This is a genomic window from Geodermatophilus sp. URMC 60 (genome assembly GCF_053502585.1).
Genome location: NZ_CP199958.1, coordinates 4,420,046 through 4,446,574 on the forward strand (window position 1 = coordinate 4,420,046; position 26,529 = coordinate 4,446,574).

General features: G+C 75.8%; 31 protein-coding genes. 12 read left to right on the forward strand and 19 right to left on the reverse strand.

The genetic code is table 11. The annotated features are described in order from the left end of the window. The first annotated feature begins 16 nt into the window (after positions 1 to 16). Complete coding sequence (locus tag ACWIX3_RS20785) at positions 17 to 751, forward strand: nitroreductase/quinone reductase family protein (RefSeq protein WP_448609249.1); 735 nt, start codon at positions 17 to 19, stop codon at positions 749 to 751. An 8-nt stretch (positions 752 to 759) separates the two neighbouring features. On the opposite strand, the gene ACWIX3_RS20790 is transcribed toward ACWIX3_RS20785, so the two are convergent. Continuing rightward, positions 760 to 1,260, reverse strand: coding sequence for a hypothetical protein (locus tag ACWIX3_RS20790; RefSeq protein WP_448609250.1), 501 nt, complete (start codon positions 1,258 to 1,260; stop codon positions 760 to 762). A gap of 135 nt (positions 1,261 to 1,395) precedes the next feature. Between ACWIX3_RS20790 and ACWIX3_RS20795 the strand changes: the two genes are divergently transcribed. Beyond that, the gene (locus tag ACWIX3_RS20795) at positions 1,396 to 1,668 is read left to right on the forward strand and encodes a YciI family protein (protein ID WP_448609251.1); all 273 of its coding nucleotides are present in this window, start codon (positions 1,396 to 1,398) and stop codon (positions 1,666 to 1,668) included. Positions 1,669 to 1,766: 98 nt separating this feature from the next. Then, positions 1,767 to 2,180 carry a hypothetical protein gene (locus ACWIX3_RS20800; protein ID WP_448609252.1) on the forward strand — a complete coding sequence of 138 codons (414 nt, stop codon included), beginning with the start codon at positions 1,767 to 1,769 and terminating at the stop codon, positions 2,178 to 2,180. 87 nt (positions 2,181 to 2,267) lie between these two features. Here the strand turns inward: ACWIX3_RS20800 and ACWIX3_RS20805 are convergent, their stop codons facing one another. Continuing rightward, entirely contained in the window at positions 2,268 to 2,558 is a 291-nt protein-coding gene (locus tag ACWIX3_RS20805; protein ID WP_448609253.1) for a hypothetical protein, read from the reverse strand. A gap of 219 nt (positions 2,559 to 2,777) precedes the next feature. Between ACWIX3_RS20805 and ACWIX3_RS20810 the strand changes: the two genes are divergently transcribed. Further along, positions 2,778 to 2,981 carry a cold-shock protein gene (locus tag ACWIX3_RS20810; protein ID WP_012948038.1) on the forward strand — a complete coding sequence of 68 codons (204 nt, stop codon included), beginning with the start codon at positions 2,778 to 2,780 and terminating at the stop codon, positions 2,979 to 2,981. Positions 2,982 to 3,046: 65 nt separating this feature from the next. Here ACWIX3_RS20810 and ACWIX3_RS20815 read toward each other — a convergent pair whose 3' ends face one another. Beyond that, entirely contained in the window at positions 3,047 to 3,508 is a 462-nt protein-coding gene (locus tag ACWIX3_RS20815) for a hypothetical protein (protein ID WP_448609254.1), read from the reverse strand. Positions 3,509 to 3,876: 368 nt separating this feature from the next. Between ACWIX3_RS20815 and msrB the strand changes: the two genes are divergently transcribed. Further along, a complete protein-coding gene (gene msrB, locus ACWIX3_RS20820; RefSeq protein ID WP_448609255.1) occupies positions 3,877 to 4,299 on the forward strand; it encodes a peptide-methionine (R)-S-oxide reductase MsrB in 423 nt (140 codons plus the stop codon). A 48-nt stretch (positions 4,300 to 4,347) separates the two neighbouring features. On the opposite strand, the gene ACWIX3_RS20825 is transcribed toward msrB, so the two are convergent. From ACWIX3_RS20825 to hemE, 4 genes are all read right to left on the reverse strand, one after another. After that, positions 4,348 to 4,707, reverse strand: a complete 360-nt coding sequence (locus ACWIX3_RS20825) for a hypothetical protein (protein WP_448609256.1) — start codon at positions 4,705 to 4,707, stop codon at positions 4,348 to 4,350. A gap of 149 nt (positions 4,708 to 4,856) precedes the next feature. Then, on the reverse strand, positions 4,857 to 5,573 hold the full coding sequence (gene hemQ, locus ACWIX3_RS20830; protein WP_448609257.1) for a hydrogen peroxide-dependent heme synthase: 717 nt from the start codon (positions 5,571 to 5,573) through the stop codon (positions 4,857 to 4,859). Positions 5,574 to 5,858: 285 nt separating this feature from the next. Next, entirely contained in the window at positions 5,859 to 7,244 is a 1,386-nt protein-coding gene (hemG, locus tag ACWIX3_RS20835; protein WP_448609258.1) for a protoporphyrinogen oxidase, read from the reverse strand. Continuing rightward, complete coding sequence (hemE, locus tag ACWIX3_RS20840) at positions 7,241 to 8,308, reverse strand: uroporphyrinogen decarboxylase (RefSeq protein WP_448609259.1); 1,068 nt, start codon at positions 8,306 to 8,308, stop codon at positions 7,241 to 7,243. Before hemE ends, hemG begins: the two co-directional genes overlap by 4 nt. 110 nt (positions 8,309 to 8,418) lie before the next feature. Between hemE and ACWIX3_RS20845 the strand changes: the two genes are divergently transcribed. Together ACWIX3_RS20845 and ACWIX3_RS20850 are read left to right on the forward strand one after the other, a co-directional pair. Beyond that, a complete protein-coding gene (locus ACWIX3_RS20845) occupies positions 8,419 to 9,048 on the forward strand; it encodes a DUF3000 domain-containing protein (protein WP_448609260.1) in 630 nt (209 codons plus the stop codon). Positions 9,049 to 9,168: 120 nt separating this feature from the next. Beyond that, positions 9,169 to 10,425, forward strand: a complete 1,257-nt coding sequence (locus ACWIX3_RS20850; protein WP_448612492.1) for an HRDC domain-containing protein — start codon at positions 9,169 to 9,171, stop codon at positions 10,423 to 10,425. 354 nt (positions 10,426 to 10,779) lie between these two features. Here ACWIX3_RS20850 and ACWIX3_RS20855 read toward each other — a convergent pair whose 3' ends face one another. The 4 genes from ACWIX3_RS20855 to ACWIX3_RS20870 all read right to left on the reverse strand — a co-directional run bounded on the left by ACWIX3_RS20855 (position 10,780) and on the right by ACWIX3_RS20870 (position 13,799). Continuing rightward, the gene (locus tag ACWIX3_RS20855) at positions 10,780 to 11,058 is read right to left on the reverse strand and encodes a thiamine-binding protein (protein WP_448609261.1); all 279 of its coding nucleotides are present in this window, start codon (positions 11,056 to 11,058) and stop codon (positions 10,780 to 10,782) included. Further along, on the reverse strand, positions 11,055 to 12,971 hold the full coding sequence (dxs, locus tag ACWIX3_RS20860) for a 1-deoxy-D-xylulose-5-phosphate synthase (protein WP_448609262.1): 1,917 nt from the start codon (positions 12,969 to 12,971) through the stop codon (positions 11,055 to 11,057). The genes ACWIX3_RS20855 and dxs overlap by 4 nt, the downstream gene beginning before the upstream one ends. Before the next feature lie 111 nt (positions 12,972 to 13,082). Continuing rightward, entirely contained in the window at positions 13,083 to 13,451 is a 369-nt protein-coding gene (locus ACWIX3_RS20865; protein ID WP_448609263.1) for a hypothetical protein, read from the reverse strand. A 120-nt stretch (positions 13,452 to 13,571) separates the two neighbouring features. Continuing rightward, on the reverse strand, positions 13,572 to 13,799 hold the full coding sequence (locus tag ACWIX3_RS20870; protein WP_135141104.1) for a DUF4177 domain-containing protein: 228 nt from the start codon (positions 13,797 to 13,799) through the stop codon (positions 13,572 to 13,574). A gap of 226 nt (positions 13,800 to 14,025) precedes the next feature. Between ACWIX3_RS20870 and ACWIX3_RS20875 the strand changes: the two genes are divergently transcribed. After that, positions 14,026 to 14,742, forward strand: coding sequence for a hypothetical protein (locus ACWIX3_RS20875; RefSeq protein ID WP_448609264.1), 717 nt, complete (start codon positions 14,026 to 14,028; stop codon positions 14,740 to 14,742). A gap of 4 nt (positions 14,743 to 14,746) precedes the next feature. Here ACWIX3_RS20875 and ACWIX3_RS20880 read toward each other — a convergent pair whose 3' ends face one another. Together ACWIX3_RS20880 and ACWIX3_RS20885 are read right to left on the reverse strand one after the other, a co-directional pair. Beyond that, positions 14,747 to 16,039 carry a class I SAM-dependent RNA methyltransferase gene (locus tag ACWIX3_RS20880; RefSeq protein ID WP_448612493.1) on the reverse strand — a complete coding sequence of 431 codons (1,293 nt, stop codon included), beginning with the start codon at positions 16,037 to 16,039 and terminating at the stop codon, positions 14,747 to 14,749. 142 nt (positions 16,040 to 16,181) lie between these two features. Beyond that, positions 16,182 to 18,215, reverse strand: coding sequence for an APC family permease (locus tag ACWIX3_RS20885; protein ID WP_448609265.1), 2,034 nt, complete (start codon positions 18,213 to 18,215; stop codon positions 16,182 to 16,184). A 162-nt stretch (positions 18,216 to 18,377) separates the two neighbouring features. On the opposite strand from ACWIX3_RS20885, the gene ACWIX3_RS20890 reads away from it, so the two are divergent. Both ACWIX3_RS20890 and ACWIX3_RS20895 read left to right on the forward strand, forming a co-directional pair. Beyond that, on the forward strand, positions 18,378 to 19,046 hold the full coding sequence (locus ACWIX3_RS20890) for a potassium channel family protein (RefSeq protein ID WP_448609266.1): 669 nt from the start codon (positions 18,378 to 18,380) through the stop codon (positions 19,044 to 19,046). Then, positions 19,046 to 19,714: a potassium channel family protein gene (locus ACWIX3_RS20895; protein WP_448609267.1), complete on the forward strand. Its 669-nt coding sequence runs from the start codon at positions 19,046 to 19,048 to the stop codon at positions 19,712 to 19,714. The genes ACWIX3_RS20890 and ACWIX3_RS20895 overlap by 1 nt, the downstream gene beginning before the upstream one ends. Before the next feature lie 51 nt (positions 19,715 to 19,765). Here the strand turns inward: ACWIX3_RS20895 and ACWIX3_RS20900 are convergent, their stop codons facing one another. From ACWIX3_RS20900 to ACWIX3_RS20925, 6 genes are all read right to left on the reverse strand, one after another. Beyond that, positions 19,766 to 20,626, reverse strand: coding sequence for a DUF3159 domain-containing protein (locus ACWIX3_RS20900; RefSeq protein WP_448609268.1), 861 nt, complete (start codon positions 20,624 to 20,626; stop codon positions 19,766 to 19,768). Further along, positions 20,623 to 21,816: a prolyl oligopeptidase family serine peptidase gene (locus ACWIX3_RS20905; protein ID WP_448609269.1), complete on the reverse strand. Its 1,194-nt coding sequence runs from the start codon at positions 21,814 to 21,816 to the stop codon at positions 20,623 to 20,625. Before ACWIX3_RS20905 ends, ACWIX3_RS20900 begins: the two co-directional genes overlap by 4 nt. Then, positions 21,813 to 22,526: a DUF3710 domain-containing protein gene (locus ACWIX3_RS20910; RefSeq protein WP_448609270.1), complete on the reverse strand. Its 714-nt coding sequence runs from the start codon at positions 22,524 to 22,526 to the stop codon at positions 21,813 to 21,815. The genes ACWIX3_RS20905 and ACWIX3_RS20910 overlap by 4 nt, the downstream gene beginning before the upstream one ends. Then, positions 22,526 to 23,020, reverse strand: coding sequence for a dUTP diphosphatase (gene dut, locus ACWIX3_RS20915; RefSeq protein ID WP_448609271.1), 495 nt, complete (start codon positions 23,018 to 23,020; stop codon positions 22,526 to 22,528). Before dut ends, ACWIX3_RS20910 begins: the two co-directional genes overlap by 1 nt. A gap of 112 nt (positions 23,021 to 23,132) precedes the next feature. After that, positions 23,133 to 24,023 (reverse strand): hypothetical protein, encoded by an 891-nt coding sequence (locus ACWIX3_RS20920; protein WP_448609272.1) that lies wholly within the window; start codon positions 24,021 to 24,023, stop codon positions 23,133 to 23,135. 118 nt (positions 24,024 to 24,141) lie between these two features. Further along, on the reverse strand, positions 24,142 to 24,444 hold the full coding sequence (locus tag ACWIX3_RS20925) for a DUF4193 domain-containing protein (protein WP_089306675.1): 303 nt from the start codon (positions 24,442 to 24,444) through the stop codon (positions 24,142 to 24,144). Positions 24,445 to 24,764: 320 nt separating this feature from the next. Between ACWIX3_RS20925 and ACWIX3_RS20930 the strand changes: the two genes are divergently transcribed. Together ACWIX3_RS20930 and ACWIX3_RS20935 are read left to right on the forward strand one after the other, a co-directional pair. After that, positions 24,765 to 25,811, forward strand: a complete 1,047-nt coding sequence (locus ACWIX3_RS20930) for a phosphotransferase family protein (protein WP_448609273.1) — start codon at positions 24,765 to 24,767, stop codon at positions 25,809 to 25,811. A gap of 131 nt (positions 25,812 to 25,942) precedes the next feature. Further along, positions 25,943 to 26,482: a LytR C-terminal domain-containing protein gene (locus ACWIX3_RS20935; RefSeq protein WP_448609274.1), complete on the forward strand. Its 540-nt coding sequence runs from the start codon at positions 25,943 to 25,945 to the stop codon at positions 26,480 to 26,482. Positions 26,483 to 26,529: the final 47 nt, after the last annotated feature.

Consider the following 26,529-nt stretch of genomic DNA (forward strand, 5'->3'; position numbering starts at 1 on the left):
GGTGCACCACGCTCGTATGGGACTGCCGCGGGGGATGACCGTCGGCGTCCTCGGATGGCTCGCGATCGCCTGGGGGCTGTACGCCGTCGACCCGCACGCCTGGCCGGGGATCGTCGCGCCGATCGCGCAGAGCGCCGTCTGCCTGGTCCTGGTGGCGCTGACCGCCAGGAGTCGACGCGCCAAGGTGGTCCTCGTGCGCACCCTGCAGCGGTGGACGATCAACCCGCTCGTGCGACTGCTGCTGCGGCTGGGGCTCAACCCGCTCGGACTCGTGCTCCTCGAGACCCGCGGTCGGGTGTCCGGGCGGCCACGACGGACCCCCGTCGGCAACGGACGCAGCGGCGACTCGCTGTGGATCATCGCCGAGCACGGGACGTACGCGAACTACGTGCGCAACATCCAGGCCGACCCGCGGGTGCGCGTGCGGCTCCGCGTCGGCCTGCGCCACCGCTGGGTGGCCGGCCTCGCCACGGTCCTGCCTGATGACGACGCCCTGGCTCGGCAGCGGAGCATCATCCGTTGGCACCCACTGCGGATGCTCAACGCGATCGTGGTACGCGTCCTCGGCGGCGACCTGCTCACCGTGCACGTCCGGCTCCTGCCCGACCGGCGCACCGACCCACCGGCCCACGCTCAGCCGCCGCCTGCGGTCGTAGCGCCGCGGACCGCGCCCGGGGGCGTGCTCCCCGAGGTGCTCCGCGAGCCGATGCGGGTGCAGCCCGGCCGAGCGCCGAGGTCTGCGACCGGCTGAGCCCCGGCTCAGTTCCCGTCGGCGGCGGCGGGCTCGTCGTTCACGTCGACGGCCCTCCGCAGCGCGCGGCGGCGGCGCACGTGCCAGACGCCGATGACCCCCCAGACGGCGACGGCGCCCCAGGGGATGCCGACCCCCTCGCCCGAGGTGAGCCGGGGAACGAGCAGACCGAGTGCGGCGGCCACCCAGACGACGACGAGCACGACCACCACCCCGCGGGTCCGGGGGTTCCGCGGCAGCCGCACCTGCTCCTGCGCCAGGAGGTCCCGGGCCCACTCGGCGGCCGCCCGGCGCAGCCGTGGATCCGGCAGGCGGACCCCGCGCGGGACGTCGGCCGCGATCCGCGCCGCCTCCCCTGGTGACAGTCCGTGCCGCCGGACCAGGTCCCGCCACGGGTCCGGCTCGGCGCCGGGGCGCAGCCGCGACCAGTACGGCCGGCGGGCCACGCACCACGCCAGCAGGGGCAGGCCCACGGCGATCACCAGGACGGCGATCAAGGGCGCGGTCACCCGACGACCATGACCCGCCGTCGTCGGGACAGCAGCGAGGCAGCGGCGCTGCCACCCGTCCGCGTGACGCGCGCGGGTACCGGTGACGCACGGAGTGCCCCGCTCGCACGCCGGGTCGGGCCAGGATGCGCCGCCATGAAGTACGTGATGACCTATCGCGCGGTCGAGGACTTCCTGCCGCTCGCCCAGCAGAACTACGCCGCCCACTCGGCGCGGGTCGACGAGTTCGCACGGCGAGGGGAGCTCCTGATGGTCGGCACCCTCGACGAACCGATGAACGGCGAGGCGATGGGGATCTTCACCACCCGGGAGGCCGCCGAGGAGTTCATCGCCGGCGACCCGTTCGTCGTGAACGGTGTGGTCGCCGGCTGGGCCGTGCGGCCGTGGAACGAGGTCCTGCGTCCCTGACCCGTCACCCGCACGGGTGACGGCCGCCCGCGCGCACGACGCCCCGGCGTCCGACCTGCCGTTGAGGGGACATCGGTCCACGACGGAGGAGGTGCACGGTGCGGGTCTCGTTCCTGGCCTACGGCGTGCTCTACGTCGTCGTCGAGATCGTCGGCGCCCAGATCGAGGCGATCGGCTGGCCGCAGCTGACCGCGCTCGACGTCGCCACCGCGGTGGCCAACGCCTGCCTGACCGTGGCCGTCGGCATCGCCGTGCTCGTCGGCACGGACGTCGGCGGTCGCCACTGGCACCGCTCGGTGGTGGCGCGGCGCGAGGAACGCGCGCGCCTCGCGGCGGAGTCCTGGGACGAGGCCGGGACGATCACCGTGTCCTCCTGGCGACCGGAGCCGCTGGCGCTGCCGGCCGGTCGGCCCCGGGAACCCGCACCCGGCGGCGACTACGCCGTCCCGGCGCGCGGCGCCGTCCCGGCGCGCGGCCGACCGTTCCCGGAGGACCCCGGCCGCCTGCTCTGACGACTCCCTCCCGGAGCCGTCCGCGTGCCCCGGCGCCCCGCAGCCCTCCCCGAGCACGAAGAACGCCACGGGGGCGCAGCGGCTGGGTCAGCCCGCCAGCATCGCGGCCTTGAGGCCCAGGTCGTGCACGGCGGCCGCGGCGGCACCGCCACGGCGGATGGCCCAGGCCAGCGACACGGCGTCGGCCAGGCCGGGCTGCCGACCGGCGCCCGAGACCAGCCGCCGGACCTCGTGGGTCGGGGCGCCGGCAGCGTCCGGGCGCAGGAACACCCGGCCGTCCGCCTCCAGCCGCTCGGTGAGGTCGGCGTCGAGATCGGCCTCGGCGAGGTCCTCGAGGTCGAGCAGGACGATCGGGTCGGTGGAGGGCGTGACGGTCATGGCGGAGTCCGTTCCGTTCGGAGACCGGGTCCGTCCCGGCAGCGACGACGATCCGGGCCGCTCCGCAGGGCCCCGACGAGGGAGCCGCACGATTTCCGCAAGATCCGGCGCGCTCGCCCCCTTCCCCGCGGGACCCGTTCGACCGCTAGGGTCGTCGCCGTCGGGAAGGCCCTGCGCACTGGCAGGACCCCGATGCACCACCTCAGCTAGGAGCGAGCAATGCCCGAAGGAACTGTCAAGTGGTTCAACGCAGAGAAGGGGTTCGGCTTCGCCACCCCTGACGGTGGCGGACCGGACGTGTTCGTCCACTACTCGGCCATCCAGACCAGCGGGTACCGCTCGCTCGACGAAGGCCAGCGGATCTCGTTCGACATCGAGCAGGGCCAGAAGGGCCCTCAGGCGGCGAACGTCAACCCGCTCTGATCGCCTGATCAGCACGGCGCCCCCGTCCGGCTCAGCCGGGCGGGGGCGCCGTCGTTCGAGGGGGGTCAGCGGGCTCGCGGCACGTACCCCCCGATCAGCGCCGACATCAGCAGGGCGCCGGCGTCCGCCCCGACCGCTACCGCGGCGTCGGCGAACGCCTGCCACCGGGCCCGCTCCACGTCGGTCGGCGCGTTCTCGGCCCGGGCGGTGAGCTGCTCGACCAGCCGCTCCCACTCCCCCTGCGGGGTCGGCCAGAGCCCGGCCAGCCGCCGGGCCTCGGTCGAGATCCCGGTGAAGCGCACGATCTCACCCGCGTAGTTGGTCAGCGCCTCGACGTAGCCCGCCGACACGAGCGCCCGCGCCGCCGCCGTCACCTCGGGCTTGGGCAGGCCGCTGGCCGGCACCACCTGGCCCAGGTAGGGGTTGCCGCCGTGGTCCGGCCCGTCGACGAGCCGGGCGATCGCGCGCAGCACCGGCAGGTCGCGGGTGAACCAGACGTCGGGCAGCGGGGTGTCCAGCGAGCTCACCCGTCCAGTCTCCGCCGCGCACGACGGCGCCGCGCCACCCGGGTCAGGCGGTGGCGGGGCGCGGCTCCCCTGCAGGGTCCTTCCGTGGCGGGGGCGTGCGGCCACCCATCAGGGGCCTGCACCGACCTCGCGAGGCGTGGGGCCGAGCGGCCCCGGCACGGCGTTCCCGCAGCTGACCGCCCGCGATCGGGAGGTGCTCGACCTGGTCGCCGCCGCGCTCCACCTGTCGCCGAAGACGGTGCGCGACAACCTCCCCAGATGTGCTGACGAATCTGCAGGTCACCGACCGGGCGCAGGCGATCGTGCGGGCGCGCGATGCCGGGCCGGGGGCTGATCAGCAGTGGCCGAGGGCTCGTACCGTTGAGCACATGACGACGTCCGCGCAGAACCAGCCGAAGGTCACCAAGAGCGACGAGGAGTGGCGGGCGCAGCTGTCGCCGGAGGAGTACGCCGTCCTCCGCCAGGCCGGCACCGAGCGGCCGTGGACCGGGGAGTACGTCGACACCAAGGCGCAGGGCGTCTACAGCTGCCGGGCCTGCGGGGCCGAGCTGTTCCGGTCGGAGACGAAGTTCGACTCGCACTGCGGCTGGCCGTCGTTCTACGAGCCGTCGTCCGCCGACAACGTGGTGCTCCGCGAGGACCGCAGCTACGGGATGGTGCGCACCGAGGTCCTCTGCGGCACCTGCCACAGCCACCTCGGTCACCTCTTCGACGACGCCCCGCAGACCCCGACCGGCGACCGCTACTGCATCAACAGCGTCTCGATCCGACTGGAGCCCGCGCAGGGCTGAGCCCCGGACCTGCGCCCGGGGCGGTCACCCCTACCGCGGTGACCGCCCTCAGGCGCTCGTCGTCGACGCAGCGGCCAGCACCGGGGCCAGTCGCCGCCAGCGGTGCTGCCGCCAGCGGAAGAACCCGCTGGCCAGGACACCCACGAGAGCGGTCAGCCGTCCGGCGCCGATCTCGACCTCGTCGGTGTAGCGGCAGCTGGTGGGCCCGGCCGCCTCGACGGTGAGGTGGTGACGCCACACCGACACCGGCCCGCCGTGCTCCTCCGTGCGAACGGTCATCGCCGCGTCGTCGAGGACGTCGATCCGCACGGTGTGCCGCGGGACGGGCAGCACGCCGAAGAGCAGCAGCCGGGTGGTCACGGACTCACCCGGCTGCCAGGCCCGCCGCCGGTCGTCGAGCGCCGGCATCCGGAGCACCGGGGCAGCGACGTGCACCAGGGCCGCCGGGGACCGCAAGGCTCGCCAGACGACCGCCGCCGGCGCGTCGAGCGTGCAGGTGCGCCGGACCGTCCGCAGCCGTCGTCCGCCACCCGGGCGGGCGAGGGACGGACGAGGCGTCACGGCAGGTCGGCGACCAGCTCGGCGACGGGCTTGCGCACGCCGGTGTAGAACGGCACCTCCTCGCGGACGTGCCGGCGGGCGGTCGAGGCCCGCAGGTCGCGCATGAGGTCGACGATGCGGTGCAGCTCGTCGGCCTCGAAGGCCAGCATCCACTCGTAGTCGCCGAGGGCGAACGAGGCGACGGTGTTGGCGCGGACGTCGGCGTACCCGCGCGCCATCCGGCCGTGCTCGGCGAGCATCGCGCGGCGCTCCTCGTCGGGCAGCAGGTACCACTCGTAGGACCGCACGAACGGGTAGACGCACACGTAGCGGCGCGGCTCCTCGTCGGCGAGGAAGGCCGGGATGTGGCTGCGGTTGAACTCGGCGGGCCGGTGCAGCGCCATCTGCGACCACACGGGCTCGAGGTGCCGCCCCAGCGCGGTGCGCCGCAGCCGGGTGTAGGCCTCCTGCAGCGCCTCGGGCGTCGAGGAGTGCCACCAGACCATGAGGTCGGCGTCGGCCCGCAGTCCGCTGACGTCGTAGGTCCCGCGGACGACGACGTCCTTGCCGGCGAGCTCGTCGAGCAGCCCCTGCACCTCGTCGGCGAGAGCCGTGCGCTGCTCCTCCCCCAGCGGGCGGGCCAGCCGGAACACCGACCACATCGTGTAGCGGATGGTGTCGTTCAACTCGTTCGCCCGCTTGCCGATGCTGCGCTGGTCGGTCTGCTCGCTCATGTCCCCATCATCCCTCCCGGTGCCGGGCCGCCGCCGCCCACCCGATGGCGGGCGGGCGGCGGCGGGACGTCGTCAGCGGGAGGCCGAGCCGGTCTCCCGCTGCTCCCGGACGGGCACGGCGTGCGCGTCGCGGCAGTCGCTGCAGGCGGCCATCCAGACGTGGTGGCGCAGGCAGCGGGCGGGTCGGTGGACGGGTCGGACGGGGTGGTGCACGGAGCTCACTGGGGACTCAACGGTCCCGGCCCCGGCCCCATGCCCCGGGCCGTGGTGGCGTCCGCCACGGCTCTAGAGCAGCGCGTCGACCGCGTGGTGGGCGTCGCGGATGCACGCCGGCACGCCCACGCCGCGGAACGCCGCGCCCGCGACCGCCAGCCCCGGCACCGCGCTGACGGCCGCACGGACGGCGTCCACCCGCTCCTGGTGACCGACCAGGTACTGCGGCAGCCCGCCGCCCCAGCGGACGACGCGGGTGGCGACCGGCTCGGGGCGGGACAGCTGCAGCAGGTCCGCGACGTCGGCGACCACGGCGGCGGCGAGGTCGTCGTCGTCCCGCTGGAGCTCGCGCTCGTCGCGGAACCGGCCCACCGACGAGCGCACCAGCAGGTGCTCCCCGGCGAGGTGCGGCCACTTGTGCGAGGAGACGGTCACGCCCTTCACCAGCCGGCCGGTCACCGGGGGCACCAGCAGCCCGGACCCGGCGGCCACCTCCTGCGCGGGGAACGCCATGGCCACGACGGCCATCGACGCGTACGGGATGCCCTGCAGGGGCTCGGCCGCGCCGGGCGCGACGCCGGCGAGCAACCGGGCGGCCTTGGGGGCGGGTGCGGTCACCAGGACGGCGTCCGCGGTCAGCCGCTCGGGTGCGTTGGCCCGGCCGATCGACAGCTCGAAGCCCGACGCCGTCCGCACCAGGCCGTGCGCCGGGGTGCGCAGCCGGACGTCGGCGCCGGAGGCCGCGACCAGCGCGGCGGGCAGCGAGCCGATGCCGTCGGCGACGGTCACGAACACCGGGCTGCCTGCGTCGAAGCGGCTGCGCGCACCGGCGTCGCGGGCGGCGGCCGCCGCACCCAGCACGGAGCCGGCGGCGGGCAGGTGCGCGGCCAGCTGCGGCATGGTCGCGACCAGCGACAGTTCGTCGGCCCGGCCTGCGTAGACGCCGCCGAGCAGCGGCTCGACCAGCCGGTCGACGACCTCGTCGCCGAGCCGTGCGCGCAGCAGGGCGCCGACCGCGACGTCGTTGCGGGAGAGGTCGCCGTCCGGCGTCAGCGGCGGCAGGTCGGCCTCGGCGGCCACCCGGGCCACGCCGTCGGGCGTGAGGACGCCGGCGAGCCCCTCGGCCGACGCCGGGACGCCGAGCACGGTGCCGGCCGGGAGCGGGAACCGGCCGTCGGGCAGCACCACCGACGCCTGCGTGGTGGCCGGCGCGACCAGACGGTCGGCCAGACCGAGCCGCTCGACCAGCTGCACCGCCTCGGGGACCCGCGCGAGCATCGCCTCGGGTCCGGTGTCGTACCAGTGCCCCGCGAGCTCGACCCGGTCGAGCTTGCCGCCGATGCGGTCGCCGGCCTCGAGGACGACGACCTCGTCGTCCGGGCGCCGCCGGTGCCACTCGAACGCGGCGGCCAGACCGGTGATCCCGGCGCCGACGACGACCAGGCGGCGTGCGGTCATCGCGTCGTCAGCTCGTGGACCAGGTCGACGACGGAGGTCAGCACGCCCGGGTCGGTCTCGGGCAGCACGCCGTGGCCGAGGTTGAACACGTGCCCGCGCGCGGCCCGGCCCTGCTGCACGACCCGGCGGACCTCCCGGTCGACGGTGGCCCGGTCGGCGAGCAGCACGGCCGGGTCGAGGTTGCCCTGCAGCGAGCGCTGCGGACCCACCCGGCGGGCGGCCTCGTCCAGCGGCACCCGCCAGTCGACGCCGACGACGTCGGCCCCGGCGTCCCCGATCAGCGCGAGCAGCTCACCGGTGCCGACGCCGAAGTGGATCCGCGGCACGTCGCGATCACCCAGCGCGTCGAACACCGCCCGGGAGTGCGGCAGCACCCGCTCGGCGTAGTCGGCCGCGGAGAGGACGCCGGCCCAGGAGTCGAAGAGCTGCACCGCCGAGGCGCCGGCGTCCACCTGGGTGTTGAGGAAGGTCGCCGCGGAGACCGCGAGCCGGTCCAGCAGCCGGCCCCACGCCTCGGGCTCGGCGTACATGAAGGCCTTGGTGCGGGCGTGCTCCTTGGAGGGCCCGCCCTCGATCAGATAGGTGGCGAGGGTGAACGGCGCACCGGCGAAGCCGATCAGCGGCGTCGCGCCCAGCTCGGCGACCAGCCGGCGGACGGCGGTGGCCAGGAAGGCCAGCCGGTCGGGCTCCAGCGGCGGGAGCGCGTCGACGTCAGCGACGCTGCGCACCGGCGAGGCGATGACCGGGCCGACACCGGGCTTGATGTCGATGTCGACGCCGGCCACCACCAGGGGCAGCACGATGTCGGAGAAGAGGATCGCGGCGTCCACCCCGTGCCGGCGCACCGGCTGCAGGGTGATCTCGGTGACCAGGTCGGGGTCCTGGCAGGCCTCGAGCATCCGGGTGCCGGCCCGCAGCGCCCGGTACTCCGGCAGCGAGCGGCCGGCCTGGCGCATGAACCACACCGGGGTGCGCCGCACCGGCAGGCCGCGGGCGGCCCGGACCAGGTCCGAGTCGGCGGGAGAGGACGCAGGGGTCGGCGCGGCGTCGGCAACAGCGGTCACGACGTCCCATCCTCCCAGAAACGGCATCCCCTCCTGGAAACGGCACGGCCTCCCACAACCCGCGCGGCGCGTCGGCGGCACAGGGCGGTCCGGCGACCTACCCTGCGAACGTGGAGCCTTCCAGCCTGGCCGGGACCGGCCACGGCCCGGACCGACCCGGCGGCGAGCCGCCGGAGGAGTTCCGCGCTGCCCTGGAGGCGCTCGCCGGGGTGACCGCCCGCCCCGAGATCGTGCTCGAGGCCATCCCCGCCCCGCAGCGGCTGGCGCCCCATGCGTACGCCATCGGCGCGCTGGTCACCGAGCCGGACGGCGACGAGGACGTCGAGGTCGCCAGCGGGCGGTTCATCGTGCTGCACGACCCCGCCGGCCACGAGGCCTGGGCCGGCACCACCCGCTGCGTGGGCTACCTGTCGGCCACCACCGACGAGCACATGGTCGACGACGCGATGTTCTCCGAGGTCGCCTGGAGCTGGCTGACCGACGCCCTCGAGGAGTGCGGCGCCGCGTCGCACGCCCTCGGGGGCACCGTCACCCGCACCGCCTCGACCCGGTTCGGCGAGCTCGCGGGCCCCGAGCACTCGGTAGACGTCGAGATCCGTGCCTCCTGGACGGCGGAGGACAGCCACCTCGACCGGCACCTCACCGCGTGGCTGGACGTGCTGGGCAGCGCGGCCGGGCTGCCACCGCCCGGGGTCCGGCTGCTGGGTCCCTCCGGCCCGCAGGCGGACGGCACTCTCTAACATCGGTGTCCCGGGGGTGCGACACCCCCGCGCCGGCGCCCCCTCCGGGGCCTGCTGCGGCCCCGCCGCGGAACCGCGCGCTGACCACGCTGTCGAGACGGGCGAGAAGGTGGACCTGCCCTGAGCACCGAGCCCCTCCCTGCCCAGCCCCTCCCCGCGCCGGACGACGAGCCGACCGCGCCCCCGGCGGTCCCGCTGCTCGCCCCGCGCGACGGGCTGCCCCCGGTCATCGAGACCTCCACCGCGCTCGTCGACTACGCCGAGGCGCTGGCCGCCGGCAGCGGTCCGGTCGCCGTCGACGCCGAGCGCGCCTCCGGTTACCGCTACGGCCAGCGGGCCTACCTGGTGCAGCTGCGCCGCGCCGGCGCGGGCACCGGGCTGGTCGACCCGATCCCGCTGCCGGACCTCTCCGTCGTGCAGTCGGCCATCGTCGACGCCGAGTGGGTGCTGCACGCGGCCAACCAGGACCTGCCCTGCCTGGCCGAGATCGGTCTGGTGCCGACGCGCGTGTTCGACACCGAGCTCGCCGCCCGGCTGGCCGGCATGCCGCGGGTGGGGCTGGGCGCCGTCGTCGAGTCGCTGCTGGGCTACTCGCTGCAGAAGGGGCACTCGGCCGCCGACTGGAGCACCCGCCCGCTGCCCGAGGAGTGGCTGGTCTACGCCGCGCTGGACGTCGAGGTGCTCGTCGACCTCCGCGACGCGCTGGCCGCCGTCCTGGAGGAGCAGGGCAAGACCGAGTGGGCGCGGCAGGAGTTCGAGGCGATCCTCGCCGCCGGGCCGCCCGCCCCCAAGGCCGACCCCTGGCGGCGGACGTCGGGGGTGCACGGGCTGCGCAACCGCCGGCAGCTGGGCATGCTGCGCTCGCTGTGGCAGGCCCGCGACGAGCTGGCCCGTCGCCGCGACATCGCCCCGGGGCGGGTGTTGCCCGACGCGGCGATGGTCTCCGCGGTGCAGGCCGACCCACGGACCGAGGCCGCGCTGCTGGAACTGCCCGTCTTCCGCGGCCGGGCCAACCGCAAGCTGGTCGGCACCTGGTTCGGAGCGCTGGCCCGCGGCCGGGAGCTGCCGGAGTCCGAGCTGCCCCCGCACAGCCGCTCGGGTGACGGCCCGCCGCCGGTGAGCCGCTGGGCCGACCGCGACCCGGCTGCCGCCACCCGGCTGCAGGCCGCCCGCGCCGGGCTGGCCGAGCTGGCCGGCACGCACACGCTGCCGGTCGAGAACCTGCTCTCCCCCGACCTGGTGCGCCGGCTGATGTGGACGCCGCCCGAGCCGCGGGACGCCGAGACGGTCGTCGCGACGCTGCGGGCCGGCGGCGCCCGCGAGTGGCAGGTCGAGCTCACCCGCGACCTGCTGACCGACGCCCTGAACCGCGCCTGAACGAGGACCCCGTCCTCCCCACCCTTCGCAGGCTCGCGGCGCGGCCGCTCCGCCGGCAGCTGCCTCCGCGGAGTGACGTGCCGCGCGTGGAACGCCGGTCACCGGCGGGCACATTGCCCGGTGCCGCATCCGCCGGGGTGCCGGTACCGAGTTCTGCGGAGGTCCTGTGTCATCGGAGGAGCGGCGGCCTGAGGAGCCGGCGATGATCAGCTGACCTGGTCATCGCCGGTCCTGGCTCACCACCGGGGCTGAGCCAGGACCGGCAGACGTGAGCCAGGACGACGGCTCACCGGCTCCGGGCAATGAGAGGGCCCCGCACCCGGGTCTGGTGCGGGGCCCTCTCGTCGCCTCGGCTCACCTGAACTTGTGGGTGAGGCTCTCCATCGTCCGGCCCACCGACGCGACCTTCACGTGCGAGATCCCGCTCGTCGCGCCCGCCGCCAGCACCGCCTCGTGCGCCGCCCGCAGCGTCGTCCAGACGGCGTCGTCGTCCCCCTCGAGGGTCGTGCCCAGCGCACTCACCTCGTAGCGGAGCCCGGACTCCCGGATCACCGCGATGGCGGCCTCGACGTACGCGTGCGGGTCCTCGGGTGTCCCGGCCGGCGAGGGCGCGACCTGGATCTCGGCGATCACGGCCGCTCCTCGACCACCTCGGCGACGCGGCCCTCGGAACGCTCGGCGAGCACCGCCGTCCACTCGGCGATCCGCCGGGCGACGTCCTGCTCGGTGAGGCCGGCGTCGGCCAGCACCTGGCCGACGCTGCCGTGCTCGAGGAAGGCCTGCGGCAGGCCCAGCGCCCGCAGCGGGACGTCGGCGCCCCGGTCCTGCAGCGCCTGGGTCAGCGTGGTGCCCACGCCACCGGCGCGGCCGCCGTCCTCGACGGTGACCACCAGGCGGTGGGCGGCAGCGAGGTCGACCAGCTCGGACGGGACCGGCAGGACCCAGCGCGGGTCGACGACGGTCACGTCGATGCCGTGGTCGGCGGCGCGCTCGGCGGCGGCCAGGCACATCGGCACCATCGAGCCGACGGCGACCAGCAGCACCTCCTGCTGCTCGCCGCGGCGCAGCACGTCGACCGGGCCGCGCCGCTCGAGCGCCGGGACGTCGACCGGCGGGGTGCCCTTCGGGAACCGGACGACGCTCGGCCCGTCGGTCACCTCGACCGCCTCGCGCAGCGCCTCCCGCAGCGTCGCCTCGTCCCGCGGCGCGGCCAGCCGCAGCCCGGGGACGACGGAGAGGATCGACATGTCCCACATGCCGTTGTGCGAGGCGCCGTCGCTGCCGGTGACCCCGGCCCGGTCCAGGACGACGGTGACCGGCTGGCGGTGCAGCGCGACGTCCATGAGCAGCTGGTCGAAGGCCCGGTTGAGGAAGGTCGAGTAGACCGCGACCACCGGGTGCAGCCCGCCCATCGCCAGGCCCGCGGCGGAGGTGAGCGCGTGCTGTTCGGCGATGCCGACGTCGTAGGTGCGTTCCGGGAAGCGCTCGCCGAAGGCGGCCAGGCCGGTCGGGTGCAGCATCGCCGCGGTGACCGCGACGACGTCGGAGCGCTCGGCGCCGATGCGCACCAGCTCGTCGGAGAAGGCCGTCGTCCAGTCCCGGCCCTTGACGGCCGGGCTCGCCCCGCTGTCGGGGTCGAAGACGCCGGTGGCGTGCCAGGCGTCGATCTGGTCGGTCTCCGCCGGCGGGTAGCCGAAGCCCTTGGTGGTGACCGCGTGCACGATGACCGGCCCACCGAAGGAGCGGGCGCGACGCAGCGCGGACTCCATCGCCCGGACGTCGTGCCCGTCGACCGGTCCGAGGTACTTCAGGCCGAGGTCCTCGAACATGCCCTGCGGGGAGAGGACGTCCTTGAGGCCCTTCTTGATGGCGTGCAGCGCGTCGTAGAGCGCCGAGCCGACCACCGGGGCGCGGTGCAGGGCCTGCCGCACCTGCAGCAGCGCCTGCTCGTAGCCCGGGCGCAGCCGCAGGGTGGCCAGCGCGTCCGCGACACCGCCGATCGTCGGCGAGTAGGAGCGGCCGTTGTCGTTCACGACGATGATCACCGGGCGGTCCTGGGCGCCGGCGATGTTGTTCAGCGCCTCCCAGGCCATGCCGCCGGTGAGGGCGCCGTCGCCGATGACGGCGACGACCGGGCGCTGCTCGCCGCGGACGGCGAAGGCCTTGGCCAGCCCGTCGGCGTAGGACAGCGAGGTGGAGGCGTGGCTGTTCTCCACCCAGTCGTGCTCGCTCTCGGCGCGGCTCGGGTAGCCGGAGAGGCCACCGCGCTGGCGCAGCCGGGCGAAGTCCTCCACGCGGCCGGTGAGCATCTTGTGCACGTAGCTCTGGTGGCCGGTGTCGAAGACGATCGGCTCGCGCGGGGAGTCGAACACCCGGTGCAGGGCCATGGTCAGCTCGACCGCGCCGAGGTTGGGCCCGAGGTGCCCGCCGGTCCTGGCGACGCTGGTGACCAGGGCGTCGCGGATCTCGGCGGCGAGCGCCGGCAGCTGGTCGGCCGGGAGCGCCTTCAGGTCGTCAGGGGTGCGGAGCGATCGCAGGAGCGACACGAGGGGGGTGCGTCCTCTCCATCGGCGGCAGGTGCGGCGTCGCGACGGCCGCCGATCAACTGTAGACGCGCGCGGGCGGGTCGTCCGTCCGAGCGAGCCCAGGGCTTCCGCTCACAGCCGGGGTACCCAGCGCTCCCCGCGCAACGCACCGGCGACCACGTCCACCGCGCGAGCGGCCGACGCCAGTCGGGCGCCCTCCCGCTCGTACGCGGCGATCGCCGCCTCCATCGCGTCGGCCGGCAGGTCGTCGGCGAGCTCCACCCGCACCGTGCGCCAGCCCGCGCGGGCCGCTTCCAGCCCGGCCGTGACGTGGTCGCGGGCGAAGCGGGCCAGCAGCACCGGGTAGCGGCGCAGCACCTCGTGCGCCCGGTAGTCCGGCGGCACCAGGTCGAACAGCCAGGCCACGGCGGTGTGCTCCCAGTCGGGAGCGCCGGGCGGCCGCACGGCGGCGGGCCAGCCGGGGGGCAGCGTCGCGTCCACCGGACCAGTCTGCCGCACCGGTCGAACAACCGTTCGACCGGTGCGCGGCCACGAGGACGGCGGCCCTCCTGCACGGGCCCGCCGGAGCTCGCGAGTGGCGGGGGGCAGGAGGGTCCTCCTTCAGGAGGTGGGGCGCTTGAGCCAGAACTGCTCGAAGCCCCAGGTGCCCGCGCCGCTGGAGTGGTAGCTGACCAGCTCCCAGCCCTCGCTGCCGAGCCGGTTGAGCACCGAGCTGGTGTCTCCGGCCTGGCGCTCCGACTGCCCGCCGGGCAGCTTGACGCTCACCCCTGCCCGTTGCGACTCCGCGTCGTTGGCCGTGATGACCGAGGCGTACTCCCAGGTGGTCACGGGGAGCCACCGTAGTCGGTCGACCCCGGATCCCCCGGACCGGCGGGACCGGATCCCGGCAGGACCCTTCCGTCACGGCGCCGTCCGGGTTACCGTCACCTTGCGCGCCTGTCCGAACGCTCTGCGTGTGCAGACCGGGGGTGCCGCTCCTCCGGGCCCCGTGCCCGACCACGCCCGACACCTGCCGCCGCCACCTGCCGCCCGCACCGCCGAGGGGATCACCCGCATGTTCCGCCTGTCGCGCACCCGCACCGAGGGCTCCCGCCCGCCCCGTGCCGCGACCACCGCCCTCGGGATGCTCTCCTTCGTCGGCATGGCCGCCGGGCTGGGCGCTGTCGCGGCCGATGACGGCGGGGTGTCCGGTCCGGGGACCACGGCCGTGCACAGCGCGGTCGACGTGTCCGGCAGTGGCGTCGGGAACGCCGTCCGGGCCGGGGAGATCGGGGACGCCGCGCGCGCCGGCGAGGTCGGCGACGCGTTCCGGGCCGCCGAGAGCGGGACCCCGGCCCCCGCCCCCGTCGCGGCCCTCCCGGAGGACGCGGGGGGAACCGCACCCGCCGCCGGGGCGCCGGTACCGGTTCCCCCCGCCGACGGACCCGCACCCGCTCCGGCCCCCGAGCCGGTGCAGCAGCCGGCGCCCGCCCCGTCGCCGTCGGGTGCCTCGTCCTCCGCCCCGGCACCGCGGGTCCCCGCCGCCCCGGCTCCGGTCGTCCCAGTCCCCGCCGCCCCGGCTCCGGTCATCCCGGCGCCCACCGTTGCGGAGCAGGCCGCCCCGGAGCCGGCCGCCCCCGCCCCGACCGTGCAGGCCGCCGCCCCGCGGGTCGCGCCGCCGACCCCGTCGACGGAGCCGACGCCGACGGAGGCCACGGAGGCAGCGACGACCCCCGCGCCGGACCGCAAGGACGAGAAGGACCGCGACCGCCGCAAGAGCGACCGGGACTGACCCGTCAGGCGCGCTCGATCAGCGCCACGCACTCCACGTGCGCGGTCATCGGGAAGGCGTCGAAGCCGCGCAGCCCGGTCATCCGGTAGCCGCCCTCGGCGAAGGCGGCGACGTCGCGCGCCAGTGACGCCGGGTCGCAGGCCACGTAGACCACCGCGCGCGGCCCGGCCGCGGCGAGCACCCGGCTCACCGCCGCCCCGGCACCGGCCCGCGGCGGGTCGAGGACGACGACGTCCGGCGCGCCGTCCAGCTCGGCGAGCAGCTCGGTGAGCCCCTCGGCGTCCACCTCGCCCTGCCAGACCTCCGCCTGCGGCAGCGCGGCGAGGTTCGCCTCAGCGGCGGCGCAGGCGGCCTCGTCCGCCTCCACGCAGACCACCCGGCCCCGGTCACCGACGGCTGGGGCGAGCGCGCCACCGAACAACCCGGCCCCGGCGTAGAGGTCGAGCACCGTCTCCCCCAACCGGACGGCGCCGAACGCGGCGACGGTCCCGGTCAACGCGTCCGCCGCGGCGGGGTGCACCTGCCAGAAGCCGGTGCCCTCGACCTCCCAGTCGCGCCCGGCGGCGGTCCGCTCGGCGCGTCCGCCCGGCTCGGCCGGGACGTCCTCGCCGGCGCGCAGCACCCGCGTCGACTGCGGCCTGCCCCGGCGGTCGAGCCGGGTGGTGGTCACCGTGCCGGCGGAGTCGACGGCGACGTCCACCGCGCCCGCGCCGGGCCAGCGGCGGTCCAGGACGGCGTGCGCGGCCGGCTCCACGGTGATCGGGCAGTCGTCGAGCAGCACCAGGTCGTGCGAGCGGTGCCGGCGCAGCCCCGGCGCCCCGGCGCGGTCGACGGCGAAGCGCGCGCGGGTGCGCCAGCGCAGCGGCCCGCCGGGCAGCGCCTCGACGGTCAGGCCCCGCACGACCGGGTCGTCGGAGGGGAGCCCGGCCAGGCGGGTCAGCTGCTCGCGGACCACCTCGGCCTTGAGCCGCAGCTGCCCCTCGTGCGCGACGTGCTGCCAGTCGCAGCCGCCGCAGCGCCCCGGACCGCTGTACGGGCAGGGCCGTGGAACCCGGTCGTGGGCGGCCTCGAGCACCTCGACGGCGTCGGCGCGGCAGTAGCCGGGCTGGCGGTCCTCGGTGACCCGGACGACGACCCGCTCGCCGGGCAGCGCGTGCCGCACGAACACGACCCGCCCCTCGTGCCGGGCGACGCAGTGCCCGCCGTGGGCCACCGGGCCGACCGTGACCTCGAACTCCCGGCCGGTCCAGCCGCCACCCCGGTCCGGGCGTGCCGCCCGCGCCCGGCCCCGCTGCAGGGCGCCGCCGCGGCCCCGTCCCGGGTCCCGCCCCGAGCTCGCGAGGGGCGGGGAGGGTGGGGTCCTCCCCCGGCGGGGGGCAGCGGGGTCCTCCTCCGGGGGCTGGGGGGGACGGGGCCCGCCTCGGGGAGGAGGGGGTCGGTCATCCATAGGGGGTCGCCTCGGACGGATCGGTGATCCCGCGCCGCAGATCCCCTGGCGCCGGTCCGGCGCCGCGGCCGTCGTCGTCGCGGCCCACGGAGCTCTCCAGCTGCCAGGGCACCGTGGTGATCATGACGCCGGGCTGGAACTGCAGCCGGGCGCGCAGCCGCAGCGCGCTCTGGTTGTGCAGCACGTTCTCCCACCAGTGACCGACGACGTACTGCGGCACGAAGACGACGACCAGCTCGCGGGGACTGGCGCGGCGGATGCCCTTGACGAAGTCCACGACCGGCCGGGTGATCTCCCGGTACGGCGACTCCACCACCGTCAGCGGCACGGGGATGTCGTAGCGCTCCCACTGCTGTTGCAGCGCCCGGGTCTCGGCGTCGTCGACGTTGACCGTCAAGGCGGTGAGGTGGTCGGGCCGGGTGGCGCGGGCGAAGGCCAGCGCCCGCAGCGTCGGCTTGTGGACCTTGGACACGAGCACGACGGCGTGCACCTTGCTGGGCAGCAGCCGCGAGTCGGTGTCGGGCACCAGCTGCTCGGCTACGTGGGAGTAGTGCCGGTTGATCGCCTTCATCAGCAGGAACAGCACCGGCATCACCAGCAGGACCAGCCAGGCCCCCCGGGTGAACTTGGTGACGACGATGATCAGCAGCACGACCGTGGTGAGGCTGCCGCCGACGGCGTTGATCGTCTGCGACCGGCGTATGCGGGCGCGGGCCTGCGGGTCGGTCTCGGAGCGCAGCTCCCGGTTCCAGTGCCGGACCATGCCCCACTGGCCGATCGAGAAGCTGGTGAAGACCCCGACGATGTACATCTGGATCAGCCGGTTGACGTCGGCGCCGAAGGCGGCGATGAGCAGCGCGGCGAACCCGGCGAGCAGCAGGATGCCGTTGCTGTAGACCAGCTTGTCGCCGCGGGTGTGCAGCTGCCGGGGCAGGAAGCGGTCCTGGGCGAGCACCGAGCCCAGCAGCGGGAAGCCGTTGAACGCGGTGTTGGCGGCCAGGATGAGGACCAGCGCGGTCGCCGCCTGGATGTAGAAGAAGCCCGGCGAGGTCGGCCCGCCGAACACGGCCGCGGCGATCTGGGCGATGACGGTCCGCTGCGGCTCGGTCTCGCAGGCGGTGAAGCCCACCAGGTCGCAGGGGTGCTCGGCGTACCGGACGTCGGCGAAGAGGGCCACCGCGGTGACGCCGGAGAACATCGTCGCGGCGATGCCGCCCATCAGCGCGAGCGTCGTGGCGGCGTTGCGGCTCTTCGGTGGCTTGAACGCCGGCACGCCGTTGGCGATCGCCTCCACCCCGGTGAGCGCGGTGCACCCGGAGGCGAAGGCGCGCAGCACGAAGAACAGCAGCGCCAGTCCGGTCAGCTGCTCGAAGCCCGGCTCGGGGGTGATCGAGTAACCGGCGCTCTCGGCGGTGATGCCGTCGCCGAAGAACTGGCGCAGCAGCCCGGTGCCGACCATCACCAGGATGCCGGAGATGAACAGGTAGGTCGGGACGGCGAAGGTGCGGCCGGACTCGCGCAGTCCGCGCAGGTTGGCCGCGGCGAGCAGCGCCACCAGCCCCACGGCGATGGCCACCCGGTGCTCGTTCAATGCCGGGAACGCCGAGATGATGTTGTCGGTGCCGGCCGCGACCGAGACCGCCACCGTGAGCACGTAGTCCACGAGCAGCGCGCTGGCCACGACCAGCCCGGCGAACTGCCCGTGGTTCTTCATGGCGACCTCGTAGTCGCCGCCGCCCGAGGGGTAGGCCCGCACCACCTGGCGGTAGGAGAGGACGACGGTCGCCAGCAGGAGGACGACGGCGATCGCCAGCCAGGGCGCCAGGTAGAGGAATGCCGTCCCGGCCAGCGTCAGCACGATGAGGATCTCCTGCGTGGCGTAGGCCACGGAGGACAGCGGGTCGCTGGCGAAGATGGGCAGCGCCAGGCGCTTGGGCAGCAGGGACTCCCCAAGCCGGTCGCTGCGCACGGGGCGGCCCAGGACCAGGCGCTTCGGGAGTTGTCCGAGATCGGACAGGGTCGGCACGGCGGCGATGGTACGGACGCGCAGCGGCCCCGCGCCCCCGCCAGGAGGGTGAGTTGCGGCGCTGCGGACCGCGGCGCCTCCCCCGGCCAGGTGTAGCTTCGCGGCCGGACACGCACCGGGTCCACCCCCGGCGCACCGGACCTGCGAGCTTGGGAGTTCTCCGTGCACGTGGTCGTGATGGGCTGCGGCCGCGTCGGGTCGGCGATCGCCCGCCGGCTCGAGGAGGTCGGCCACAGCGTGGCCGTGATCGACCAGGACCCGGAGGCCTTCCGCCGGCTGGGCGCGGACTTCGCCGGCCGCCAGGTCACCGGCCTGGGCTTCGACCGGCAGACGCTGCTCGACGCCGGGATCGACTCCGCCGGCGCGTTCGCCGCGGTGAGCAGCGGCGACAACTCCAACATCATCAGCGCGCGGGTGGCCCGCGAGACCTTCGGCGTCCAGCACGTCGTGGCCCGCATCTACGACTCCAAGCGGGCCGAGGTCTACGAGCGGATGGGCATCCCCAGCGTCGCGACCGTCCCCTGGACGGTGAACCGGCTGCTGCGCGAGCTGCTCTCGGTCAAGGTCAGCGAGCTGTGGCGGGAGCCCACCGGGCAGGTGCTGCTCATGCGGGTCACCGTCACCGAGCCCTGGGTCGGGCGGCGGCTCGCGGAGCTGGAGGCCGCATCCGGGGCGCGGGCCGCCTGGCTGGTCCGCTACGGCGACGCCCAGCTGCCCACCGCGGGAACCGTGCTGCAGGACGGCGACCAGCTCGTGGTGGCCTCGACCGACGCGATCACCCCGCGGGTGCACCAGGTGGTCGAGCAGGGCCCCAGGGGAGGGGGACACTGATGCGCGTCGCCATCGTGGGCGCGGGTGCCGTCGGGCGCTCGATCGCCGGGGAGCTGCTCTCCAACGGGCACACCGTGATGCTCATCGAGAAGGACGGCCGCAAGGTCCGCACCCGCTCGGTCCCCGGCGCCGAGTGGGTGCAGGCCGACGCGTGCGAGGTCTCCTCCCTCGAGGAGGCCCAGCTGGCCACCTGCGACGTCGTCGTGGCCGCCACCGGCGACGACAAGGCCAACCTGGTCGTCTCGCTGCTGGCCAAGACCGAGTTCGCGGTCAACCGCGTCGTCGCCCGGGTCAAGGACCCGCGCAACGAGTGGCTCTACACCGAGGCCTGGGGCGTCGACGTCGCCGTCTCGACCCCCCGGGTGCTCGCCGCGCTGGTCGAGGAGGCGGTGACCGTCGGCGACGTCGTCCGGCTCATGAGCTTCCGCAAGGGTGCGGCCGTCCTGGTCGAGATCACCCTCGCCGAGGACACCCCGTGGGCGGGCAAGCCGCTGCGCGAGGTGCCGCTGCCGCGGGAGACGGTGCTGACCGCCGTCCTGCGCGGTGACCGGGTGATCACCCCCACCCCGGACGAGCCGCTCGAGGTCGGTGACGAGCTGCTGTTCATCACCCACGCCGACGTCGAGGAGCAGTTGCAGCAGGTGCTCTCCCCCGCGCCGCGCCCCTAGGAGGAAGCACCCCTCGCCGGATCGGGACGCCCTGGAGGGGTCGGGTCCGGGTCAGGCGGCGGGACGCTCGCCGCCGGCCTCCGGCGGCGCCGGGGGCTCGGCCGCGTCGGCCCGGTGCCGGTGCAGCCGGGACACCACCCACAGGGTCACCACGACCTCGACGGCGGTGACCGGCAGGCCCAGCAGCAGCGAGGCGGTGCCCAGCAGCTCGACCTCGTCGGCGCGGTAGAGCACCCACTGCACGGCGACGCGCACCAGGAAGACGACGCCCCACAGGAGCGTCAGCCAGGAGTAGGCGCGCACCATCCGCGGGTCGTCGCGCCAGTGCCGCTCGGGCGCGGGGTCGGCGGGAGGCGCGCCGGTCGAGGGGTCCGGCCGTGGCCGGTGGTGCAGCGTGGCGTTCACCCGGTCGATCCGGCGGCGCAGACCCGGCAGCCCGGAGGACGCCATCGAGCCGAGGTGGCTGGGGGCGAGGAACTCGGCGACCACGCCGACCAGCGGCCACCGGACGGCGATCGAGCCGATCAGCACCACGCCGAGGGCGGCGTTGCGGATCAGGCCGGGGACGAAGAAGTCGCGGGCCTGCCCCGACGCGGCGGCGATGGCCACGGCGATCGCGACACCGAAGAGCCCGCTGAAGGCCTGCTGCACGCTCTCGCGGCGCACGAGGCGCAGTCCGAAGAGCAGGACGGCGACGGCGAGCGCGGCCCAGATGCCGGTGCGCAGGCCGGCCAGCGAGTTGGCCACGACGAACGCGACCGTTGGCAGTGTGGCGTCGAGCATGCCGCGCCAGCCGCCGAGCTGGTCGAGGACCAGGTGGCGGTCGAAGGCCAGGCTGCGGGGGCCGGCCGCGGCGTCGTCCCCCGGCCGTGCCGGACCGGGGCGCCCGTCCCCCTCGGGCGCAGCCGTCACCCGGCGCCCAGCTCGTACCGGGGGTTGTAGATGACCTGCCGCCCGTCGAAGGACGCGAAGCGGCCGTGCGCGGTGAGCGTGCGGCCGGGTTCGACACCGGGGATGCGCCGGCGGCCGAGCCACACGAGGGTGACCGATCCGGAGCCGTCGAACAGCTCGGCCTCGAGGGTCGGCACCGTCTCCCGTGGGGTGTAGACGACCGACTTCAGCCGGCCGGTCACGGTGACGACGGCGCCCTTGCGGCAGGCGCTGACCGCCTCGCAGCCGGCGTTCGCCGACCCCGCGCGCAGCTCCTCCGCGTCGATCGTCTGGTCGTCGGCGGTCAGCCGCTGCAGGGTCCGCGAGAACCAACCGCCCTGACGTGTCTGCGTCACGGACCCAGCGTAGAGCGGTCGCGGGCGTCCTCGGCGCGCGACCGCAACCAGTCGCGGACCAGCGCCCACGGCCCCCCCCCCCCCCCCCCCCCCCCCCCCCCCCGCCGGGTCGACGAGCACCATGTGGTCGCCCGCCACCAGCCGCACGTCGACGGCTCCTCCCTGAGCCGCGGCGGCCTGTGCGTACCGGGTGCTCTGCTCGGGCGGGACGACGGTGTCGTCGGTGCCGTGCACGCAGAGCAGGTCGACACCGGTCGGCACCAGCCGCACCGGATCGGCCGCCGCGTAGCGCTCCGGCGCGTCGGCAGGCTCGGCGCCGAGCAGGTCCTGCACCGCCCCGTCGCCCAGCCGCTGTGCCGCGGCGCGCTCGAGGTCGAGCACCCCGGCCTGCACCACGGCGGCGGTCACCCGGACCCGCGGCCGCGCACCCGGCACCCCCTCGGGCAGCCGGGGACGGCCGGCGGCCCAGGCGGCCAGGTGGCCGCCGGCGGAGTGCCCGACGACCGCGAGGTCGGAGAGGTCGAGCCGGTCCTGGCCGGTCAGGTGCGGCAGGGCGTCCAGCGCCGCCGCGACGTCCTCGAGGGTGGCCGGCCACCCGCCGCCGGCCCCGACCCGGCGGTACTCGACCGCGACGGCGGCGAAGCCGGTGGCGGCCAGGTCCGCGGCCAGCGGCCGGGCCAGCTCGACGCCGTGCGCGGCCCGCCAGAAGCCGCCGTGCAGCACGACGGCCACCGGCGCCGGGCCGGCGCCCGCGGGCAGGGTCAGCTCGACGAACTGGTCGGGGTGCGACCCGTAGGGGGTGCGGACGGCACTCACGCGCCGGGCGCGGCCGGTGGCGGGGCCCCCGGCTGCTGCGCAGCCTGCTGCGCGGCCAACTGCGCGGCGGCCTGCGGCGGGAGGGTGAGCGGCAGCGGCTCGCGGACCGGCATCGGCGCGCTCCCGCGGACGACGACGATCTGCCGGAACGCCTGCTCCAGCGCCGCGGCGGCCTCGGGGCTTCCCGCCGCGGCACCGCTGATCATGCCGCGCAGGAACCAGCGGGGGCCGTCGACCCCGACGAAGCGGGCGGGCCGGCGCACCGGTGCGGGGGCGGGCTGGCCGGGCTGCGCCGGTGGCGTGGCCCGCACGAAGCCGGCGAGCTCCGGACCGAAGGGGCCGTCGACCTCCTCCAGGTGACCGCCCTGGCCCGAGGCGCTGCGGGCCAGGTCCGCGCGGACGTCGTCCCAGATGCCGGCCGCGCGGGGCGCGGCGAAGACCGCCACCTGGAGCAGCGAGTCGCCGTGGCGGAGCGTGGCGCCGATGACCTTCTGCTGGGCGTTGACGTCGACCCGCAGCTCCGTGCCGGGGACTGCCGGCAGCTGCAGCGAGCCCAGGTCGATGCGGGCGACGCCGTCGTCGGGGGCGTCGGTGGAGTCCCACGGCCCCGTGGTCGCCGCCACCTCGCGGACCTTGTGCTGCGGCTCCGGCGGCACCCCGCGCTCGCGCAGGCTGCGGTCGATCCGGTTGCGTCGCCGTCCGAACGGCATCAGTCGGTCCCCTTCTCCTGGACGCTCGCGTGCCCGCCGGTGGACCCGTGGCCCCCGGCTCCCCGCGCGCTCTCCGGCAGCTGCTCGACCGGCACGAAGCGGGCACGCACGACCGGCTGGACGACCAGCTGGGCGACGCGGTCGCCGCGGCGCAGGGTCAGCGGAGTCGTGGGGTCGAGGTTGACCAGGTTGACCTTGACCTCCCCGCGGTAGCCGGCGTCGATGGTGCCCGGGGCGTTGACCAGGGAGAGGCCCACCCGGTGGGCCAGACCCGAGCGCGGGTGCACGAAGCCGGCGTAGCCCTCCGGGATGGCCACCGCGACGCCGGTGCCGACCAGCGCGCGCTGCAACGGCGCGAGCTCGAGGTCCTCGGCGATCGCCAGGTCGGCCCCGGCGTCACCGGGCAGGGCGTAGGCGGGGACGACGTCCTCCGGGGAGGTCAGACGCACCGGGACCTCCACCTCGGGCAGGGCTGGGCGGGAGGGGTCGGGCACGCCCGCGACCCTATAAGGACCCCCTTGCCCCCCACCGCTCGCGGCGAGCCCCTGGAGGGGCCGGCCCGGGACGGGGCCAGGGGTGGGACGGAGCCAGGGGTGGGACGGGGCCTCAGGAGCGGGGCCGGCGCAGGTCGGCGAGCACCCGGCGGGCCAGCGCCTCGGTCGCCTTCCGGTTGGCCCGGCCGCCGAGCGCCGCACCGACGAGGAAGGGCGCCGCCCCCGGGACGCTGCGGGCCATCCGCCGGGTCATCCGGCGGCTGAGCGTGCGCAGGCCGGCCGAACCCAGGACGGCGCCCAGCCCCGGGACGACGGACTCCTCGACCGCGCGCTGCCGCGTCCAGCTGGACAGGTAGGCGAGCGCGCGTTCGCGGGCGTCGCCGGGAGCGGGCCGGCCGTACAGCTCGTGCAGCTCGCCGAGCAGGACGAGCTCGACGGCAGCGGTGAGCACCGTCTCCGCGCCGATCTCCAGGGGCAGCGCCAGCAGCGAGGGCGGTGCGATCCAGTGGGCCGCCGACAGGCCACCGGTCGCGGCGCCGATGCCGGAGGTCAGCGTCCCGGCCCGGGAGACGAGCGCGTCGGCGATCTCGTCGTCCGAGGCGCCGCGATGGGCGGCGCGCAGCCGTGCCCGGTCGCGGATCGGCAGCCACGGGGCGGCGGTGGCCAGGAGGTCACCCAGCAGGGCGCTGGGGGTGCGGGCAGCCCCGCCGTCGCCCGGACCGGACGGCGCTGCCTCCCGGGCGCCGCGGCCGGCGCGCGCCCCGGCGGCCGCGACCGCGGCGACGACGTCGCGCAACGTCGCCGCGGTCGAGCGGCGCCCGTCGGTCCCAGCCGTCGTCCCGCCCACCAGGCCGGACACGGCCTCGGCCAGCAGCCGGCCGGCCCGCGCGAGCGGGCTCTCCTCCGCGGGCGGGGACGTTTGCCTCCCGGCCGCGCTGGGCGGAACGGGGCGCGGCGGCGGGACGTCCCGCACCGGCCCGGTGCGCTCTCGGTGGTCCGTCACCGGCTCTCCTCGGTCGAGTGCCCTCGCCCCGTCCCGCGTCCGCGAGGCGTGGGACCGGCGGCCCCGTGGCAGGGTCCCGCCGCGAGCCTGCGAGCGGCGGGGGGCAACGGGGCCTCTGTCAGGCGGCGCAGTCGCGGCAGTACAGCTGGTCGCCCTTGGTGGCGGCCAGGCGGCTGCGGTGCTGCACGAGGAAGCAGCGGGAGCAGGTGAACTCGTCCTCCTGCTTGGGCAGCACGCGGACGGTCAGCTCCTCGTTGGACAGGTCGGCGCCGGGGAGCTCGAGGTTCTCGTTGAAATCGGTCTCGTCGACGTCGACCGACGAGGACTGGGCCTCGGCGCGGCGGGCCTTGAGCTCCTCGAGCGAGTCCTCGCCGAGTTCGTCGGCCTCGTTGCGGCGCGGGGCGTCGTAGTCGGTGGCCATGGGAAGTGCCCCTCCTCCGGGGTCGTCGCGGGCACGGGCCCGCATCGTCTGCGGCGGCGCGCCGTGGCGCCGCCGTGCTGTCCGGTCGCCCACGGGCGACCGGTGGTCCGGGCCGGTGACCGCGAGGCGGGCACCGGCCGGTACTGGTACCACCACGCCATCCGACCCACCGCCGGACGGCGGAGCAGCCGGCACGGTCTGACCGGCGGACCCCCCAACGTCGCGCGGCCCCCGTTTGTGCCCGACCCGCGAGGGGGTGACCACCTCACTGCCGGAACGGGTCGGACGAGGCGCGGAGCGCCAGAGGTTACCCTGCGCCCGTGTCGACTCCCGTGGGTGCTGATCCAGCCGTCGTCGGGCCCTATCTGGCCTCCGTTCTCGGCGACGGACGCTGGTCCCGGGTCCGCGTCGAGCTCATCGCGGCGGGCATGTCCAACCTCACCTACACGGTCACACCGGAGGGCGGGTCGGACGACGAGGCGGTGATCCTGCGTCGCCCGCCGACCGGTGCGGTCCTGGCCACCGCGCACGACATGGCGCGCGAGCACCGGGTCGTCTCCGCGCTCGGGCCCACCGCCGTCCCGGTGCCGCGGACACTGCACCTGTGCACCGACCCCGCCGTGCTGGGCGCGCCGTTCTACGTGATGGAGCGGGTCGTCGGCCTGCACGTCGTCGACCGGATCCCGGCCGGCTACGCCGACGAGCCGGCCCGGCGGCGGGCGATCGGCGAGGGGCTGGTCGACGTCCTGGCCGACCTGCACGCCGTCGACCACGTGGCGGTGGGCCTCGGTGACTTCGGCCGACCCGAGGGCTTCATGGCCCGGCAGGTGCGCCGCTGGACCCAGCAGTGGGAGGCCACCCGCGACCGCGACCGCCCGGGCCTGGACGCGCTCGCCGCGCGGCTGGCCGAGACCGTGCCGACCACGCAGCGCTCCGGGATCGTGCACGGCGACTTCCGGCTCGACAACTGCCTGCTCGACCCGCAGACCCCCGGTCGCGTGCGGGCGGTGCTGGACTGGGAGATGTCGACCCTCGGCGACCCGCTGGCCGACCTGGGGATGCTGCACGTCTACTGGCCGCAGACCGGTGAGGAGAGCGTCGCCGGGCAGAGCACCGTGACCGCGCTGGAGGGCTTCCCCACCCGGGCGGAGGTCGCGGCGCGCTACGCCGAGCGCAGCGGCCTGGACCTCTCCGACCTGCCCTGGTACGTCGGCTTCGCCTACTTCAAGTTCGCCGCGATCGTCGCCGGCATCGTCGCCCGGTCGGCTGCCGGCGCCATGGCCGGCAAGGACACCGCCGGCTACGCCGACCGCATCGACCCGTGCGTCGAGCGGGGACGCGCCGCGCTCGACGACGGTGCGATCTAGGTACCCCCACCGGCCCTAGACTCCCGCCGACCGCCAGCGACCCAGGGGGACTCCGTGAGCCGGCTGGCGAGCTCACGCGAGAGCACAGCAGCGCCGCGAACGCGGCCGACGAGCGCCAGCGAGGAGAGACCGTGAGCGCGCCGCCCACCGACCGATCCGCGGTCCACCCCCGGAGCGGTCGCCGGCCGATCCCGCCGTTGGTCTTCCTGCTGGTGCTCGCCCTGGCCGCCCTGGTCGTCTGGTGGAACGTCTTCGACACCGAGGGCGAGCTGGAGGCCCAGGAGGCCCAGGCCTGCGCCAGCGCCTCGGCCGCGGCGCCGTCGTTGGACCCGACCACGGTCGCCCTGCGCGTCTTCAACGCCACCGACCGGGGCGGCCTGGCCCAGGAGGTCGCCGCGTCCTTGCAGGAGCGAGGCTTCGTGGTCGAGGAGATCGCCAACGACCCCACCGAGCGCGAGGTCACCGGCGTCGGCGAGCTGCGGCACGGTCCGCGAGGCAACGACGCCGCTGCGTTCGTGCGGCTGTTCGTGCCGGGGGCCGGCGACTTCCTCGACACCCGCGCCACGGCCACGGTCGACGTGGTGATCGGCCCCGACTGGGCCGGCCTCGCGCCGCCGGAAGAGGTCGACGCCGCGCTGGTCGCCGGCGCCAGCGCCACCGCCGCCTGTTGACGGACCCCGTCCTCCCACCCTTGCGGGCTCAGCGCGGTGCCCTGGAC